We start from the raw sequence: 16,874 nt of genomic DNA, 5'->3' as shown, positions 1-16,874 counted from the left end.
CCTAGCGCAGCGCGGCGAGCCGGGCGCCGAGCCGCTCGAGCAGCGCGGCGCGATCGCGATCGGCGGCCTCGTTCCAGCGCTCCAGATTGCGCTTTGCCAGCGCCGCCATGCCGGCGAGCGCATCGGGTTGCTCCAGCCGCGCGCGGATGGCGGCCGCGCTCGCCGCCGGATCGGCGGGATCGATCATCCAGCCCGAAGGACCGAGCGCCTCGCGGAAAACCTTGATGTCGGTGGCGATCGCGCCGAGCCCGCCATGCTGCGCTTCCAGCGGCGTCAGGCCGAGGCCCTCGTCATGCGAGGTGGTGATCAGGGCATGGGCGGCGGCGATCCGCTCGCGGACATAATCCGCTTCCTGGTAGCCGTGCAGCGTCACATACGGGAACTTTTGGAGCGCCTCCGCCTCGTCGCCCCAGCCGAGCCGGCCGACGACGTCGAGATGCGCGTCGAGGCCGCTCTCGCGCAGCGCGCCGACGATTGCCGCGGCGGCGCGGAGGTTCTTGCGCGGCTCGACCGTGCCGATCGCGATCAGCCGGAGCGTCTCGCCCGGCGCCCAGAGACGCGGACGCGTCGCCTGCCCGGCAATGCCGAAGACGTCGCGGACGCGCGGCCGATAGAGCGAGATCTCCGCATCGGGACGGGCGAAGGCCGCGAGCTCGGCCCGCGTCGTCTCGGAATTGACCAGCAGCCAGCGCAGCCGCTTCAGCGCGAAGGCGAAGGCCGGCACCATGTAGCGGCGGGCGCGCCAGTTCAGGTCCTGCGGCCGGGTCAGCAGGAAGGTATCGTGGATGTAGGGCACGACCCGGTCGCCGAACAGCGTCAGCGGGATCGACGGCGGAAAGCCCGGGCAGAGCGCCAGCGCGCGGCGATTGGCGAGGAGACGCGACGGCAGCCGCATCGTCTGCGCGGTGATCATTCCGCGCAGGCCGGAGGCGCGCACCGCCTCGACCGGCAGCGGCGCCAGCGCCTCGGCCGAGAACAGCTCGAGCGTGATCCGCTCCAGCCCCGTCACATGGCGGCCGAGATGGCTTTCATCGACAAAGAGCACGGGATCGCGCGCCATGGTCAGGTCAGCTCAAGCGGCGCTTGGGTGAGTTCCCGGGCCGGCTCCTGGCCCGTCTCCTGGGGGGAAGGCATCGCACGCACGGTCACCATGCCCCGAAGCTCCGGCACGAGTTCACGAAGATCGGCATAGGCGGTGAGGATCGCCGCCGTCCCGGCCTCCTCGGCGTCGACCACCATGACGACGTCGTCGGCGATCGCCACCAGGGCGTTGAAAAGTGCCGGCGGGCAGGATGGCCCGAGGTCGACGATCACCCGCTCGAAGCCGTCGGCGACGTCCCGGATGGTTTCGACCACGCGGTCGCCATGCTCCCCGAGCTCGTCGCGGCGCCCGGCGCTCGCCGCCGGCAGCAGCACGATCGAGGCGAGCTGAAGCCTTGTGCCGATCGCCTCCGGATCGGTATCGCTCAACGCCGCGTCGAGGATGCCCGGCGCGTCCTCGCCGATGAGCGCCATTCCGGTGGTGATCGCGCCGCCATTGGCATCGATCAGCAGGGTCTCGGCGGGGGGCTCCGCCACGGCGCGGGCGAGGCCGCAGGCAATCGTCGCGATCACGCCGCTGGCGGCGGTGCCAAACAGGACGTGGACGGCGGGGCCTTCCGTATCGGCGGGCGAGGTGAGCTTTCCGGCCAGCGCCCGGAACGTTTCCGCCGCATCGCGGGCGACCTCGTTCATCCGCTCGCCGAGCATCGCCTCGGTCAGTGTGGCGCTGTCCAGCAGCGCTTTCGGCACCGGGATCTCGGCGAGGATTGTTGTGGCGACGGGGGCCGCTGGGACGTCGATCGGAGGCTCGATCGCGACGACGGCGGGAATGGCGGGTCCCAAGACCGGCTCGGCCCGGGCCGGCCTCGGGGCCGGCAGGCGGGGCCGGCCGCGATAGAGCGCCAGCGCGATGCCGAGCCCAAGCCCGCCGATGCCGGCGAGGCCGAGGATGATCTTCTTCTTCGGCGAGGACGGATAGAGCGGGATCTGGGCGGGGCTGATGACGCGGGCGTCGGAGACCTGCAGGTTCTCCTGCAGGCCCGTCTCCTGTGCGCGGGCGACGAAGGCGCGGTAGGCGTCGCGGAGGATCGCCGCCTCGCCCTCGAGCTCGCGCAGCGCGACGCTGGCATCGCTGGTGTCGTTGGCCTTGACGGTCGCCGCCGCCAGCGCCGTCGTGGTGCTCGCGACCTGCGATTTGGCGAGATCGGCATCGACGCGCGCCTTGGCGGCGAGCGCGTCCAGCTCCTGCGCGATCAGGCTGCGGCTGCGCGCGACGTCGGCCCCGACCGTCTGCATGCGCGGATGCCGGGCGCCGAGCGTCTCGCCGAGTTCGGTCTGCTGGCGCAATGCGGCGGCATAGTCGAGCTTCAGCCGGGCGAGGACCGGGGAATCGATCGTCGAGAGCGCCGAGGCGAGATCGCCGCCGCTGGACCGGGCGATCGCATCGAGCTGCGCCAGCCGCGCCGAGGCTTCGTCCGCGCGCAGGCGCGCCGTGACATTGGCCTCGTTCAGCTGCCGGAGCGTCTGCTCGTCGACGGGCCGCCCGTCGACCTGCACGAAGCCATGCTTCTTGCGATAGGCTTCGAGCCGCTCGTCGGCGTCGCGGGACTTCGCCTGCAGATCGCTGACCTGGCGGGCGATCAGCAGGTTGGCCTGCCGCGCCGCGTTCTGCTTCGCCTCGGTCTGGCTGACGATGAAGGCCTCGGCGACCGCGTTCGACAGCCGCGCCGCCTTCTCCGCCGAGGTCGACGAGACGATCACGTCGATGACATAGGTATCGGCGGCCCGCTCGGCCCGGACGTGCCTGGCGAGGGACAGCAAGACGGCGTCGATGTCGGACGCCTCGCCGCGCCCGCCGAATTCGGGATCGTTGATCAGGTTTTCACTGTCGACGACCTTGCGCAGCGTCGCCGAGGCGGTGACGAGGTCGACCTGCGTCTCGATCCAGGGAAGATCGATGCCCTGGGTCGGCCGGACCACTTCCGGCCCGACCAGCTGCTTGTCGCGCGGATCGAGCAGGACGCGGGTCGTCGCCTGAAACACCTTGTCGGCGAAAGTGACATAGGCGAAGGCAGCGCCGAGGAACAGCGCTAGCGTCAGCAGGATCAGGAGCCATTGCCGGCGCAGCAGCGCGAACAGGGCGGAGAGATCGATCTGGTCCGAAACCGGATCGAACGCCGCGCCACGCTCGCCCGCCGTTTCCGATGGTCGCGTGATCGAGAAATTGGCTCTGGCCGCCATTGTCTTCCACGGACGAGATCGTGATGCGCATGGTTAGAGAGTTGCCGGTCCGCCCACCCGACAACCGAACTATGGAGTTTTCTGGATTAAGGATATGTAAACGATAATCATCATTTAGCCGGACCAAATCTAGCGACGGCAGCAAGCGCTTCCGGAAAGATATCCTCCGTTAATCCCTCAGTATCACGGTGGAATCCTCGACAGATACCTGGAATATCTAGCCTTGCCCCACCCCCGGTCGAATCGGTTAACGCTACGGCCAGAATCTGGCCCACGGCCGTTCAAATGGCTCTATAGCTCCCGCGCGCATGCGCTCGTCGTGTGCAACCTGGCGAGTTGAACGGCATGGCGACGGGTCCGCAGCGGAGAGACAGGCATATCGAAACGCTGCGCGGGCTGGCCTGCATTCTGCTGGTCGCCTACCACGTCATCGGCAACGATCCCGCGCATGGCATGCACATCACCGCGCATGACAATTGGCGGCTCTTCACGGAGCTGTTCATCCATGTCCGCATGCCGCTGTTCTCGTTCCTGTCCGGCTACGTCTTCTCCGCCATCGTCGCCGATCGCGCCGGGCTCGGCGTCGCCATCACCAAGAAGTTCCGCCGCCTCGGCATCCCGCTCGTCGTCGTCTCGACGCTGTTCTATCTCTGCTTCGGCCTGATCAATGACGGCTTCGACGAACCGATCTGGCAGATCTACGTCCTGCCCTACCAGCATTACTGGTACCTGCAGGCGACGCTGCTGATCATGATCGGCATTCTGGTCGGCTGTCATCTTGCCGGAGATCGCGCGCGCGGCTTCATGACCGCGCTGTTCCCGCTCGCCTGCGCCCTGTTCATCGCCGCCCCGGTGTTCGATCCGGATGTCTTCGCCATCAGCTCGGCGATCTACCTGCTGCCCTATTTCCTGCTCGGCCAGTTGCTGCGCGTCTGGTCGGCCGAGCGGCGGATCCGCGCCGTGCCGTCGCGCCGGCAGCCGCTGGTGATCGGGTTGGGGCTGCTGGTCGCACTCATGTTCGCGCTCGACCTCGCGCAGTATGAGGGCCTCAACCAGCTCAATTTCGCCCGGCAATCGGCGCTGGGCCTGCTGTTCGGCGTGAGCGCCTGCCTGTTCCTGTTCCTGACGCGGCTGGAGTGGCGGCCGCTCGAACGCATCGGCGCCTATTCCTATACGATCTATCTCTTCCACGTGTTCTTCACGGCGGCGCTGCGCAAATCGTTCGGCATCGCCTTTCCCGGCGCCTCCAGCGGCATCTTCTTCGTCACCGCGCTGGCCGCCGGCCTGCTGCTGCCGATCGGGCTGCACAAGGTCCTGATCCGCTGGCGCTGGACCGCGCTGCTGTTCCTCGGCATCAGCCGGCCGGCCCCGCGCGCCCGACTGACGACGGCGGACGCCGGCCGCGCCGACGGGATCGCACCATGAGCCTGTCCCAGGCCGCACCGGCATCCCGTCCGATCTATGTCGCGCGACCGGTCGGCCTCGCCAGCGCGCTGACCGTGCTCTGCCTGATCGTGCTCTTCTTCGTGTCCTCCAAGGTGCTGGATGCCGCCGGCATCCCCTATGGATCGCCCGGCGGTTCGGCCCTCTCCAAGTTCCACCCGGCCACCTTCCTGGCGCTGGCAGCGCTCGGCATCTGGGCGGTCGCCATCGGACCCGGGCGGCTGCTCGCGCAGTTGGCAGCCAAGCGGCCGGGAACCCTCGTCTTCGCCCTCGCCATTCTGCTCCTCGCCTTCCAGGCCGCGATCGTCCAGAAGCTGCCGATCTCGGCTGTGGTCGACACCTTCGTGCTGCCGCTGGCGCTGTTCGTCTCGATCTCCGCGCTGCGGGCGCCGGTGGCGGAGCGGCTGCTGATCGGCCTGCACCTGTTCTTCCTCTTGAATTCGACGCTCGGCTATCTCGAATATTTCACGCCCTGGCGGCTGACCCCCGTCTACCAGGACGGCGTCATCGTCACCTATGACTGGCGCGCGACGGCGCTGCTCGGCCACCCGCTCATCAACGCGCTCTCGACCGGCATCTATCTGCTGATCCTGACCGGGCCGGGCGGACGCCGTTTCGACATGCCGATCCGCGCCTTTCTGCTCCTCTACAACCTGGGCGCGATGGTGGCGTTCGGCGGTCGCGCGGCGACGATCGTGCTGCTCGCCCTGCTGGCCCTTCGCGGCGCCCTCAGCCTGCTCCGGGTGTTGGCCGGCCGCCGCTTCCGGCTGCGCGACGCCATGGTAGTGGCCGTCATCCTGACGATGATCGCCACCATCGGCTCGCTCCTGGTGCAGGGCGGCGCGCTCGACAATTTCGTCGGCCGCTTCCAGGACGATTCCGGCAGCGCCGCGACGCGCGTCGCAATGTTCCACATCTTCGACGGCATGGCGCTCCGGGACGTGTTCTTCGCGCCCGATCTCGTCCATGTCGGCTCCAACCAGCGCCGGCTCGATCTCGCGATCGGCATCGAGAGCTTCGTCGTCGCCTTCTTCGCCTATTACGGCATCGTCACGACGGTGCTGTTCTTCCTCGGCCTCGCCGCGTTCGTCGCCGAGATCGTCCGCTCGGTCGGGCCGGCCGCGCTGCTGCCGCTCGGCTATTATTTCGTCGTCACCTCGACCGCGACCGGCATCGCCAACAAGACGATCGACTTCGCGCTGATCATGGCGATGATCCTGATCCTGCTCGATCGCCGATTCATTCCCCAGGCGATCCCCGGACGCCCCGCATGCTGATTCGCCAGACGATCCGATACCTGCCCGCGCAACTGCTCTCGCCGGCCTTCCAGCTGCTGTCGATGGTGGTGTGGACCTATTTCCTGCCGCCGGCCGAGATGGGCTCCTACATGCTGATCACGGCGACGCAGGAATTCGCCTATCTGATCGCGCTCTCCTGGTTCTCCGTCTATGCGCTGCGCTTCATGCCGTTCGAGCGCGGCCGGGCCGAGCGCAGCGCCTTCCTGCATACGGAAGCGGCGATCATCTGGATCTCGATCCCGATCAGCCTCCTGGCCGCTGTGGCAACGATCCGCATCATCGACGTCACGCATCTGACCTGGCAGACGGTGGCGATCATCGCGTTCTTCTTCGCGACGCGCGGCATCAACACCCATTATTCCGAGCGGGCGCGGGCGCAATCGAACATCCTCGCCTACACGATGCTGCAGATCCTCGGGCCGATCCTCGGCTTCGGCCTCGGCCTGGCGCTGCTGATCGAATGGCAGCCGACCGGCGAGGCCCTGATCCTCGCCTATGGCATCGCCCAGATGATCGCCAATCTCGTCGCCGCGCCGATGATCGGCATCGCCGTCCTGCCCCGCCGCATCGATACCGTCATCCTGAAGGCCGCCTTCGCCTTCGGCGGTCCGATGCTGGTGCTCTACGGCCTCGGCTGGATCGCGGAGAACAATTTCCGCTATGTCGTCAGCCATGTATCCGGCGCCGCCGTCTTCGGCCTGCTCGCCGTCGGCTGGGGGCTCGGCCGCCGCTGCGCCTCTTTCGGCGCCATGCTGGTGGCCGCCGCCGCCTTCCCGATCGCCGCGCGGCTCCTGAACGAAGGCAAGCGCGAGGAAGCGCTGAGGCAGCTCTCCACCAACGCGGCGCTCTTGATCGGCGTCATGGCGCCGACGGTTGCCGGCATCGCCATGATCAGCGCCCCGGCGACCGATCTCCTGATCGCCGAGCCCTATCGCGAGATGACCAAGGCCATTCTCGGCCTCTCGGCGCTCGCCGCCGCCATCCGCTTCCTGCATGTGCACGTCACGGACCAGATCTTCGTGCTGGAGAAGCGGCTCCGCTATGCCGGCATCGTCGACGTCGTCGAGATCGTGGCGGCCGTCGCGCTGACGGCGGCGGGCCTCCTCGCCTACGGCCCGGTTGGCGCCGTCATCGGCACCGCGCTCGGCTCGCTGCTCGCTGCGATCGTCAGCCTCTACCTCGCCATGGCGAAACTCGACTTCGTGCCGCCGATGCGCGACATTGCCCAGGTGGCGGCGGCAACCGCCGCGATGGCGATCGGGCTGGCCGTGCTTCCGACCGCGACCAGCGTCACCGGCCTCGTCCTGACGATCCTGTTCGGCATGGCGGTCTACGCCGCGGCGATCCTCGTTGCCTATCGCGGCGAAGCGCGGGGGATCCTCGAGCGCCGGCTGAGCCGCCGGGCCCAGGCTTCCGCGTAAGCTTCAGGCGGCGCGGCGGAGAACCTTGCGGGCAAAACGCTCCAGCGCGGGGTGGCGCTTCACGAAGGCCTTGGCGCCCTCGTAGCCGATCGTCGGCCAGGCGCGCCAGGAAGCGCCCTGGTGGATGTTGACGAGCGGGATGTTCGCCACCTCGAAGCTGCGCTTATGGCCATAATCGCCGATGGTGAAATCGAAGGTGCGGAAGCCCTGGCGGTACAGCGCCTCCATCGTCCGCTCGATGACGAGGCGGCCCGGCGAGCAATTCGCCCACTGGCCGCCGGCCGTGCTGATCCGCACCATCGAATAATGGTCGCCATGCGCGACGCCATAGAGGCCCGCCACCAGTTCGTCGCCGGCCATCAGTGCCGTCAGCCGCGCCGAGCCGTCCTTCAGCCCGTCGAGGATCAGCTCGCGGTAGAAGGCGTCGTAGTCGGGTTCGTCGAGCAGATAGGGCAGACCGAGCGAGGCGATCCGCTCGCTCTGCTGCGCCGTCAGCCCGGCATAGATCGCCTCGACCTCCGCCTGCGTCTCCGCGAGCACGAAGCGGGCGCGCTCGTCGCGCGTGAACACCCGCCAGAAGCGGCCGAGCTCCTTGCGGTTATCCTTGGAAAGGCTGCGCAGCCAGCCCTCATAATCGCCATCGATCCGGACATAGTTGCCGAAGAGGTTCGACACCTCGCCGCCGAGCGCCAGGGTGAGCGGATTGGGCCGCTCGCCGATCGCGGTCACCACCTTGGTGAATTCGAAGAGATCGGCCGCCGGCAAGGCCGCCCGGATCGCCCGCCAGAGCGCGCGGGCTCCCGCCTCATCGCTCGGCGCGGCGGGGCCGAGCAGCGGTGCGTTGTAATCCGTGATGCCGAGATCGGCGAATTCGATCGAGCGCAGCCGGCCGCGCCTGAGGATCAGCGGCAGCGCCAGCACGTCCGCGCCGCTGGCGTCCGCGACATGCACCAGGAGGGGCTTGACGCCCGGGTTCCCGGCAAAGCGCTGATACCAGTGCGACAGCCACGGCGCCGCCTGAAACGGCGAGAACAGGGCGCCGTCGAGCAGCGCCTGCCAGCGCGGCAGCGCGGCGTCCCACGATCGATCGATGGTGACACGGTAGCGCAAGGACGGGCCCCCTTCCGGGCTGGACCGGCTCAACGCGTATACGCGGGAATATCGACGATCGTGCCCGGGTTCTCGCGCGACAGGCGGAAATCGATCGGCCGGCGGTTGCGGCGCGCCCGCTTCATCCAGGGGCTGCGGCGCCAGCCGGCCTGCAGGGCCGCCTTGGCCCAGAAGCCGGGACCATCGAGCGAGCGGCTCTTCGGTGTGACGCCGAAATGCTGGCGCAGGATGCCGTTCGCCACCGTCACCATCTGCGAGCGGCGGATGTCGTCGGTCCAGTGCTCGGTGGTGACCGAAACGTTGAGCACGTCATAATTTTCGACGCGATGCGGGCCGTTCAGCGGCCAGGTCAGCATCTGCCCCGGCTCCAGGTCGAACACAATCGCGTCGCGGTCGTAGATGGGGTCGTAGCGCATGTCGACCTCGACGCCATAGAGCGCGATCTTCTCAAGCTCGTCCTGCGGCAGATAGGGCTCCTCGGTCGGATAGATGTAGATCCGCTTGCGACCCATGATCTGCCAGAGCGACTGACCGGGCAGGTCGCAGTGGTAATAGACCTGCGCGCCGGGCGAGGAGACGAGGATGCCCATGCCGCGGTTAAAGGTCTCGAAGCCCGGGACCTTGGCGGAGAACTCGTCGAAGATCGTGTTGAGCAGCGCGCCATAGCGGTCGTCGACCATCTTGACGTTGCGCATGTTGAGCCACATGCGGCCGTTGCCGATCGCGTCGATGACTTCCTGGCCGGAGAGATCGCCGACCTCGCCCTCGCGCCAGGTCTTCTTGCTCTCGCCGCGCTTGCCGGTATGGACCAGCGCGTAGTGCTCGACGGGATAGCGCTCGATCAGCTCGGCCAGCGCCTCGCGGGAAAACAACGGGTTCTCGTGCAGCGTGTGCTCGATCAGCAGCGGCTCGTTGCCCCACTTGGCCACGTTGCCGGGATTCCAATTCCTAAGAACGGCATCAGACATGTCGCGCCCCTCGCTCGATTTGCCCTCTCGGCGGAAGCTAGGCGAGATCCCGCGCAATTGCCAACAATTCGGCGACTTAAGGTAAACTGCCAAACGCCGCGACAAACCAAAAACGGGTTAAGTCCCGTTAACCGCTCGGAAACCTCATTCCGCGACGGCCTCGACCAGCAGGATCGCCGACCGCGGCGGCATCGCGAAGGCCGCGTCCACCGGGCCGAAATCGAGGCTCTCCGCCGCCTTGCGCCACAGCCGGCCGGCCCGCGCCGGAGGCACCGTCGCCTCGACCGTGTCGCCGCCACCGTTGAGCAGCAGGCAGAGGCGGTCGCCGATCTCCGGCTCGTTGAGCACCATACCGAGTGTCCGGACTGCCGGATCGCTCCAGGCATTCTCCTTGAGCGGCAGGCCGTCGGCGCCGATCCAGAGCACGTCGGGAATGCAGTCCTCACCGGCCGCCTCCCCCGTCAGCGGACGCGGGCCGCGCAAGGCCGGGTGGGCGGCGCGGAGCGCGATCAGCTCCGCCGTGAAGGCGACGAGGTCGTCGTCGGCCTTTTCCCAGTCGAGCCAGGCGACGGCATTGTCCTGCGCATAGGCGTTGTTGTTGCCCCGCTGGCTGCGGCCGAGCTCGTCGCCCATCGAGAGCATCGGCGTGCCGCGTGAGACGATCAGGGTCATCAGCAACGCGCGGACATCGGCCACCCGTCGCGCCAGAATGGCCGGATCGGCGGTCTCGCCCTCGGCGCCGTTGTTCCATGACTTGTTGTCGTCGGTGCCGTCGCGATTGTGCTCGCCATTGCCGTCATTGTGCTTGCGCTCATGCGCGACGAGATCGGCGAGCGTGAAGCCGTCATGCGCGGTGACGAAATTGACGCTGCGGTCGACGCTGCGATGACGCGGCGCGAAGATGTCGGCCGAACCCGCGAGCCGCGTGGCGAGATCGCCGATCATGCCGCCGTCGCCACGGAAGAACCGCCGCACCGTGTCGCGATAGCGGTCGTTCCACTCGCCCCAGCCGGCCGGGAACTGGCCGAGCTGGTAGCCGCCCGGCCCGATGTCCCAGGGCTCGGCGATCAAGATGACGTCGCGCAGCAGCGGGTCCTGCTCGATGGCGGCGAGTAAGGGAGCTGCCGGGTCAAAACCGTCCTCGCGCCGCGCCAGCGTCGTGGCGAGATCGAAGCGGAAGCCGTCGACGCCGGTGCGCTCGACCCAGGTTCGCATCGCGTCCATCACCAGCCGCAGCACCGGCGGCCGGTCGCAGGCGAGGATGTTGCCGGTGCCGGCGTCGTTGACATAGCCGGAGGGATCGCCCTGCTCGAGCCGGTAGTAGGTCGCATTGTCGAGGCCGCGCATCGAGACGGTCGGACCGAGGTGATCGCTCTCGCCAGAATGGTTGAAGACGACGTCGAGGATGACGGCGATGCCGGCCGCATGCAGCGCCGCGACGGATGCCGCCACCTCCGCAAAACCGCCCGGCGCCAGGCGCGGATCGGGTGCCATCCAGGCGACCGGATTGTAGCCCCAGTAGTTCGAAAGCCCGAGCGGCGGCAAATGGCGCTCGTCGAGCCAGGCGGCGACCGGCAGCAGCTCGACCGTCGTCACGCCGAGCCGCTTCAGATGCGCGATCGAGGCGGGATGGCCGAGCCCGGCGAAGGTGCCGCGCAGCCGCTCCGGCACGGCCGGATTGAGCTTGGTGAAACCGCGCACATGCAGTTCGTAGATCACCTGCCGGTCCCAGGCGATCGGCGGACCCTGGCGGGGCGCGGGCGCGTTTGCGGCGCCGGTCACGATCGCCTTGGGCACGAAGGCGGCGCTGTCGCGCGTGTCGCTCGCCTCGCCGAGACGGCGCGCGTCGAACAGCGCCTCGTGCAGGGCGAACGGCCGGTCGAGCGCCAGCGCATAGGGGTCGACCAGCAACTTGGCGACATTGAAGCGCTGCCCGGCCTCCGGGTGCCACGGCCCTTCGGCACGAAGGCCGTAGCGGTCGCCCGGCATGATCCCGTCGATCTCGCCGTGATGCACGTCGCCGGTGCGCGCCGGCAGGCGGATGCGCCGGATTTCGACGGCGCCGGCCGCGTTGAACAGGCAGAAATGAACCGCCTCGGCATGGGTGGAATGAACGGCGACGTTGACGCCGGTCGCGGTCGGCGCGACGCCGAGCGGCTCCGGCGAGCCGTCGCGAAGCGCGTCTGACGACATCAGGCGCGCCCGGCCGCGAGTTCGCGATAGAGCCTCGCATAGGCGGCCGCCGGCCGCGTCCACGACACGTCCAGCTTCATTGCGTTCTTCTGCAGCTTCTTCCACGCCGGGCGATCGCGCCAGAGGTCGAAGGTGCGGGTGAGCGCACTCTCGAAGGCGTCGCCGGTGACCGGGTTGAACTGGATGCCGGTGCCGACGCCGGCGGCGAGCGCCACCTCGTTGGCGTCGATCACCGTATCGGCGAGGCCACCAACGCGGGCGACCAGCGGCAGCGCGCCATAGCGCAGCGCGCAAAGCTGGGTCAGGCCGCAGGGCTCGAAGCGCGACGGCACAAGAATGACGTCGGATCCGGCCTGGATCAGATGGGCGAGCGCCTCGTCATAGCCGTTGACCATGCCGACCCGGCCGCCATGCGCGACGGAGGCATGCGCAAAGCCGCCGGCAAGCGCCGGCTCGCCGGAACCGAGCAGCGCCAGCTGCCCGCCGGCCGCGACGAGGGCGGGCAGGCGATCGAGCAGGAGATCGAGCCCCTTCTGCCAGGAGAGCCGGCTGACGACGCCGAAGACGAGCGCGTTCGGATCGACGTCGAGGCCGAGCTTCTTCTGCAGCGCCTTCTTGTTGGCGGCGCGCGCCGAGAGATGCGCGAGGTCATAAGGCGCGGCGATCCTCGGATCGGTGGCCGGGTCCCAGACGCCGGTATCGATGCCGTTCAGGATGCCGGAGACGGCGCTGCCGCGGCTCCGGAGCAGGCCGTCGAGCCCCATGCCGCCCTCGGGCGTGCGGATCTCCGCCGCATAGGTCGGCGAGACGGTCGTCACCCGGTCGGAAAGCTGCAGGCCGGCCTTCAGGAAGCCGATCGTACCGTAATATTCGACGCCGTCGATGGCATAGGCGCGGGCCGGCAGGCCGAGCGCCGGCAGCAGGTCGCGGCCATACTGGCCCTGGAAGGCGAGGTTGTGCACGGTCATCACCGTCGGCACGGCCGGGCGATCGGAATAGTGCAGGTAGGCGGCGGCGAGTCCGGCCTGCCAGTCATGCGCGTGGATGACATCGGGGGTCAGCTTCGGCACCAGCCCCTGCCCGATCTCGGCGGCGACGCGCGAGAGCGCCGCAAAGCGGAGCGGATTGTCGATCCAGTCCTTGCCGTCGGCGTCGACATAGGGGTTGCCCGGCCGGTCGTAGAGATGCGGCGCGTCGAGGACGAGGAGGTCGAGCCCCTTCGCCTGCGCCTTCAAAAGCCGCGCCTCGTGGCCGAACAGGTTCGGGAAGGTATGGACCGTCTCCGGCTTCTTCAGCGCCGCCTTCACCGCCGGATAGCCCGGCACCAGCGTCGTGACCTGGACGTCCTCGGCCGCGAGCGCGCCGGGCAGCGCGCCGGCGACATCGGCCAGTCCGCCTGTTTTCACCAGCGGATAGATCTCGGAGACGACGGCGAGAATTTTCAGGGGCATGGATCGGCCTTCGGGAAAGCAAGGCCCTCACCCAACCCTCTCCCGCAAGCGGGCGAGGGCTTTGCGCCGGCGTGCTTCGCAAAGATCGAGCGATAGCGCCGGCCACCCCCTCTCCCGCTTGCGGGAGAGGGCTGGGGTGAGGGTCCAAGGAAACGCATCATCACGTGTTCAGCGCGTCGATCATCGGCTGGGTGATCAGGCAGATGCCGTTCGCCGAACGGGAGAAGCGCTTGGCGTCGAGCTCCGGATCCTCGCCGACGACGAGGCCCTCGGGGATCTGCACGCGCGCATCGACCACCACGTTGGAAAGCCGGGCCGAGCGGCCGACATCGACATAGGGCAGGATCACGCCGTTCTCGATGTGCGAATAGGAATTGCAGCGGACGCCGGTGAAGAGCAGCGCGCGCTCCAGCGAGGCGCCGGAGACGATGCAGCCGCCCGAGACGAGCGAGGACAGCGCATAGCCGCGGCGATGATCCTCGTTGTGCACGAACTTCGCCGGCGGCGTCACCTCGCTGTAGGTCCAGATCGGCCAGTTGCGGTCGAACAGGTCGAGATCCGGCACGATGCTGGTGAGATCGATGTTCGCTTCCCAATAGGCATCGACGGTGCCGACGTCGCGCCAGTAGCTGATCGATTCCTGCGACGAGCGCACGCAGGAATCCTCGAAGTGATGCGCGACCGCTTTGCCGTTCTTGACGATGTTCGGAATGATGTCCTTGCCGAAATCGTGGCTGGAATTCGGATCGTTGGCGTCGCGCTCCAGCTCCTCGATCAGGAACTTGGTGTCGAAGACATAGATGCCCATCGAGGCGAGCGCCTGGCTGGGCTTGCCGGGCATGGCCGGCGGATCCTTCGGCTTCTCGATGAAAGAGAGGATGCGATCCGTCTCGTCGACATGCATGACGCCGAAGCCGGTCGCCTCCAGGCGCGGCACCTCGAGGCATCCGATGGTGACGTCGGCGCCGGAATCGACGTGCTGCTGCAGCATCAATTCATAGTCCATCTTGTAGATGTGATCGCCGGCGAGAATGACGAAATACTTGGCGTCGTAGTCCTTCAGGATGTCGAGGTTCTGATAGACCGCGTCGGCGGTGCCGCGATACCACTGATCCTCGGATACGCGCTGGCTCGCCGGGAAGACGTCGAAGATCTCGTTGCGCTCGGGCCGGAAGAAGTTCCAGCCCCGGTTCAGGTGGCGGATCAGGCTGTGCGCCTTGTACTGCGTGGCGACGCCGATCTTGCGGATGCCGGAATTCACGGCATTCGACAGCGCGAAATCGATGATGCGCGACTTGCCGCCGAAATAGACGGCCGGCTTGGCGCGGCGATCCGTCAATTCCATCAACCGGCTGCCGCGTCCACCCGCCAGCACGAAGGCCATGGCATTACGCGCCAGCGGCGCATTGGTCTGCGGCCGTTCCATCCCTCAGTCCCTCCCGAAACGCTCTTTGCCCAGCAGTGTTTTTCTCAAACTCAATCCCCGGACCGGCGACAGCGCTAGCCTTCGAACTCGAAGAAGACCGTCGACAGCGGGGGCAGAACGATCGCGGCCGAAGCCGGGAAACCATGCGCCGGCACGGCCGTCGCCTCGACGGCGCCGAGATTGCCGACGCCGGAGCCGCCATAGACGGCGGCGTCCGAATTCAGGATCTCGCGCCAGCGCCCCGCCTCAGGCAGGCCGACGCGGTAGCCGTCGCGGATCAAGGGCGTGAAGTTCGAGACGACGAGAATGGGTTTGTCGCCCGGCGCGCCGAAACGGAGGAAGGCGAAGACCGACTGGTCCTTGTCGTCGGCCACCACCCAGCGGAAGCCGTCACCCTCGCAGTCGCGCGCGTAAAGCGCCGGATGGTCCCGATAGGCGCGGTTCAGGTCACGAACGAAATCCCGGACCCCGGCATGCGCCGGCTCGACCGTCAGGTGCCAGTCAAGGCTCTGGTTGAAGTTCCATTCGTTGCGCTGGCCGAACTCCTGGCCCATGAACAGCAGCTTCTTGCCGGGGTGGCCCCACATGAAGCCGTAATAGGCGCGGAGATTGGCGAATTGCTGCCATGCGTCGCCCGGCATGCGGCCGAGGATCGAGCGCTTGCCATGCACGACCTCGTCATGGCTGAGCGGCAGCACGAAGTTTTCCGAGAAGGCGTAGAGCAGGCCGAAGGTCAGCTTGTCGTGGTGATAGCGGCGATGGATCGGCTCGAGCGACATGTAGTCGAGCGTGTCGTTCATCCAGCCCATGTTCCACTTGAAGCCGAAGCCGAGGCCGCCCTCGTGCACCGGCTGCGACACGCCCGGCCAGGAGGTCGATTCCTCGGCGATCGTCGCGGTGCCGGGATGCTCGCCGTAGCAGAGCTGGTTGACCCGGCGCAGGAAGGCGACGGCATCCTTGTTGTCGTTCGAGCCGTCTGGATTGGGCAGCCACTCGCCGGCTTTTCGCGAGTAGTCGAGATAGAGCATCGAGGCGACGGCATCGACGCGCAGGCCATCGACATGGAAGCGATCGAGCCAGTAGAGCGCGCTGGCGGCGAGGAAGTTCGACACCTCGGCGCGGCCGAAATCATAGATCGCCGTGTTCCAGTCGGGATGGAAGCCGCGGCGCGGATCGGCATGCTCGTAGAGCGGCTTGCCGTCGAAATGGGCGAGGCCGTGCCGGTCGGTCGGGAAATGCGCCGGCACCCAGTCGAGGATGATGCCGAGGCCGGCCTGGTGGGCGCGGTCGACGAAGCGGGCGAAGCCGGCCGGCTCGCCATGCCGGCGCGTCGGCGCGAACAGGCCGATCGGCTGGTAGCCCCAGCTATCATCGAGCGGATGCTCGCTGACCGGCAGCAGTTCCAGATGGGTGAAGCCCATCTCGACGGCATAGGGGATCAGCCGGTCGGCCAACTCGTCATAGGAGAGGAACGAATTGCCGTCGCCGCGCTGCCAGGAGCCGAGATGCACCTCGTAGATCGCCATCGGCCGGCGGCGCGCCTCGCCCTCGGTGCGCTGGCGCAAATAGGCGTCGTCGGACCAGGTGAAATTGTCGGTGCGCGCGACGACCGAGGCGGTCGACGGCCGCAATTCGCCGGCGAAGCCGACGGGATCGGCCTTCAGCGGCTGCACGACGCCATCGGCGCCGACGATCTCGTATTTGTAGATCTCGCCCTCGCCGAAGCCCGGCGCGAAGATCTCCCAGAGGCCGCTGTCGACGCGCTTGCGCATCTGGTGGCGGCGGCCGTCCCAGCCGTTGAAATTGCCGACGACGGAAACCCGGCGCGCATCCGGCGCCCAGACGGCGAAATGCACGCCGTCGACGCCCTCATGATGCAGCAGATGGGCGCCGAGCTTTTCGTAAAGCTGGCGGTGCGTGCCCTCGACCAGCAGGTAGTCGTCGGTGGCGCCGAGCACGCCGACGAAGGAATAGGGATCGTGGAAGGTCCAGCCGCCGCCGGCGTTCTCCGCCCGGAGCCGGTAGCCGAACCGCTTCTTGCGGCCGGGAATGAGGCCCTCGAAGAAATCCGTGCCCGGCCGCCGCTCCAGCGGCGCGATCCGCTTGCCGTCGAGATCCTCGACGGCGAGCGTTTCGGCATGGGGCACGAAGGCGCGGATGGCGAGACCGTCATCCGTCTCGTGCGGCCCTAAAAACGCGAAGGGATCACCATGGCGCGCAGCAATGAGGGCTTCGACATCCGATACGCTCGCCCGCCAGCCCGTCATTGCATCTCCCTGTAC

11 protein-coding genes are annotated in these 16,874 nt (G+C 67.8%); 3 read left to right on the top strand and 8 right to left on the bottom strand.

All coding sequences use genetic code 11. From position 1 onward, the window contains the following. Position 1 precedes the first annotated feature (1 nt). Together AC6HZP_RS04785 and AC6HZP_RS04780 are read right to left on the bottom strand one after the other, a co-directional pair. Complete coding sequence (locus AC6HZP_RS04785; RefSeq protein WP_497525605.1) at positions 2 to 1,060, bottom strand: glycosyltransferase; 1,059 nt, start codon at positions 1,058 to 1,060, stop codon at positions 2 to 4. 2 nt (positions 1,061 to 1,062) lie between these two features. Continuing rightward, positions 1,063 to 3,282 (bottom strand): GumC family protein, encoded by a 2,220-nt coding sequence (locus AC6HZP_RS04780; protein ID WP_497525604.1) that lies wholly within the window; start codon positions 3,280 to 3,282, stop codon positions 1,063 to 1,065. Positions 3,283 to 3,627: 345 nt separating this feature from the next. Here AC6HZP_RS04780 and AC6HZP_RS04775 point away from each other — a divergent pair, with 345 nt between their 5' ends. From AC6HZP_RS04775 to AC6HZP_RS04765, 3 genes are read left to right on the top strand one after another with little or no spacing between them, the layout of a single operon-like run. Beyond that, on the top strand, positions 3,628 to 4,707 hold the full coding sequence (locus AC6HZP_RS04775; protein ID WP_497525603.1) for an acyltransferase family protein: 1,080 nt from the start codon (positions 3,628 to 3,630) through the stop codon (positions 4,705 to 4,707). Further along, positions 4,704 to 6,002 (top strand): VpsF family polysaccharide biosynthesis protein, encoded by a 1,299-nt coding sequence (locus AC6HZP_RS04770; RefSeq protein ID WP_497525602.1) that lies wholly within the window; start codon positions 4,704 to 4,706, stop codon positions 6,000 to 6,002. The genes AC6HZP_RS04775 and AC6HZP_RS04770 overlap by 4 nt, the downstream gene beginning before the upstream one ends. Next, complete coding sequence (locus AC6HZP_RS04765; protein ID WP_497525601.1) at positions 5,996 to 7,444, top strand: lipopolysaccharide biosynthesis protein; 1,449 nt, start codon at positions 5,996 to 5,998, stop codon at positions 7,442 to 7,444. Before AC6HZP_RS04770 ends, AC6HZP_RS04765 begins: the two co-directional genes overlap by 7 nt. 3 nt (positions 7,445 to 7,447) lie before the next feature. On the opposite strand, the gene AC6HZP_RS04760 is transcribed toward AC6HZP_RS04765, so the two are convergent. The 6 genes from AC6HZP_RS04760 to glgB all read right to left on the bottom strand — a co-directional run bounded on the left by AC6HZP_RS04760 (position 7,448) and on the right by glgB (position 16,859). Beyond that, positions 7,448 to 8,554, bottom strand: a complete 1,107-nt coding sequence (locus AC6HZP_RS04760; protein ID WP_497525600.1) for a GNAT family N-acetyltransferase — start codon at positions 8,552 to 8,554, stop codon at positions 7,448 to 7,450. A gap of 29 nt (positions 8,555 to 8,583) precedes the next feature. After that, a complete protein-coding gene (locus tag AC6HZP_RS04755) occupies positions 8,584 to 9,522 on the bottom strand; it encodes a hypothetical protein (RefSeq protein ID WP_497525599.1) in 939 nt (312 codons plus the stop codon). A gap of 144 nt (positions 9,523 to 9,666) precedes the next feature. Further along, positions 9,667 to 11,715, bottom strand: coding sequence for a glycogen debranching protein GlgX (gene glgX / locus AC6HZP_RS04750; RefSeq protein WP_497525598.1), 2,049 nt, complete (start codon positions 11,713 to 11,715; stop codon positions 9,667 to 9,669). Then, positions 11,715 to 13,166, bottom strand: coding sequence for a glycogen synthase GlgA (glgA, locus tag AC6HZP_RS04745; protein ID WP_497525597.1), 1,452 nt, complete (start codon positions 13,164 to 13,166; stop codon positions 11,715 to 11,717). Before glgA ends, glgX begins: the two co-directional genes overlap by 1 nt. A 160-nt stretch (positions 13,167 to 13,326) precedes the next feature. Beyond that, positions 13,327 to 14,592, bottom strand: coding sequence for a glucose-1-phosphate adenylyltransferase (glgC, locus tag AC6HZP_RS04740; protein ID WP_201402485.1), 1,266 nt, complete (start codon positions 14,590 to 14,592; stop codon positions 13,327 to 13,329). A 74-nt stretch (positions 14,593 to 14,666) separates the two neighbouring features. Beyond that, positions 14,667 to 16,859 (bottom strand): 1,4-alpha-glucan branching protein GlgB, encoded by a 2,193-nt coding sequence (glgB, locus tag AC6HZP_RS04735; protein ID WP_497525596.1) that lies wholly within the window; start codon positions 16,857 to 16,859, stop codon positions 14,667 to 14,669. Between the last annotated feature and the right edge of the window lie 15 nt (positions 16,860 to 16,874).

Source organism: Kaistia sp. SLG-1, from assembly GCF_059699055.1.
The sequence above is the reverse complement of the archived record's forward strand: the minus strand, read 5'-3'. Positions and strand labels throughout refer to the sequence as shown.

Bases quoted from the DNA above. Each gene is read 5' to 3' on its own strand.
- AC6HZP_RS04785 (WP_497525605.1), bottom strand. From the start codon at position 1,060: ATGGCGCGCGATCCCGTGCTCTTTGTCGATGAAAGCCATCTCGGCCGC.
- AC6HZP_RS04780 (WP_497525604.1), bottom strand. From the start codon at position 3,282: ATGGCGGCCAGAGCCAATTTCTCGATCACGCGACCATCGGAAACGGCG.
- AC6HZP_RS04775 (WP_497525603.1), top strand. From the start codon at position 3,628: ATGGCGACGGGTCCGCAGCGGAGAGACAGGCATATCGAAACGCTGCGC.
- AC6HZP_RS04770 (WP_497525602.1), top strand. From the start codon at position 4,704: ATGAGCCTGTCCCAGGCCGCACCGGCATCCCGTCCGATCTATGTCGCG.
- AC6HZP_RS04765 (WP_497525601.1), top strand. From the start codon at position 5,996: ATGCTGATTCGCCAGACGATCCGATACCTGCCCGCGCAACTGCTCTCG.
- AC6HZP_RS04755 (WP_497525599.1), bottom strand. From the start codon at position 9,522: ATGTCTGATGCCGTTCTTAGGAATTGGAATCCCGGCAACGTGGCCAAG.
- glgX (WP_497525598.1), bottom strand. From the start codon at position 11,715: ATGTCGTCAGACGCGCTTCGCGACGGCTCGCCGGAGCCGCTCGGCGTC.
- glgA (WP_497525597.1), bottom strand. From the start codon at position 13,166: ATGCCCCTGAAAATTCTCGCCGTCGTCTCCGAGATCTATCCGCTGGTG.
- glgC (WP_201402485.1), bottom strand. From the start codon at position 14,592: ATGGAACGGCCGCAGACCAATGCGCCGCTGGCGCGTAATGCCATGGCC.
- glgB (WP_497525596.1), bottom strand. From the start codon at position 16,859: ATGACGGGCTGGCGGGCGAGCGTATCGGATGTCGAAGCCCTCATTGCT.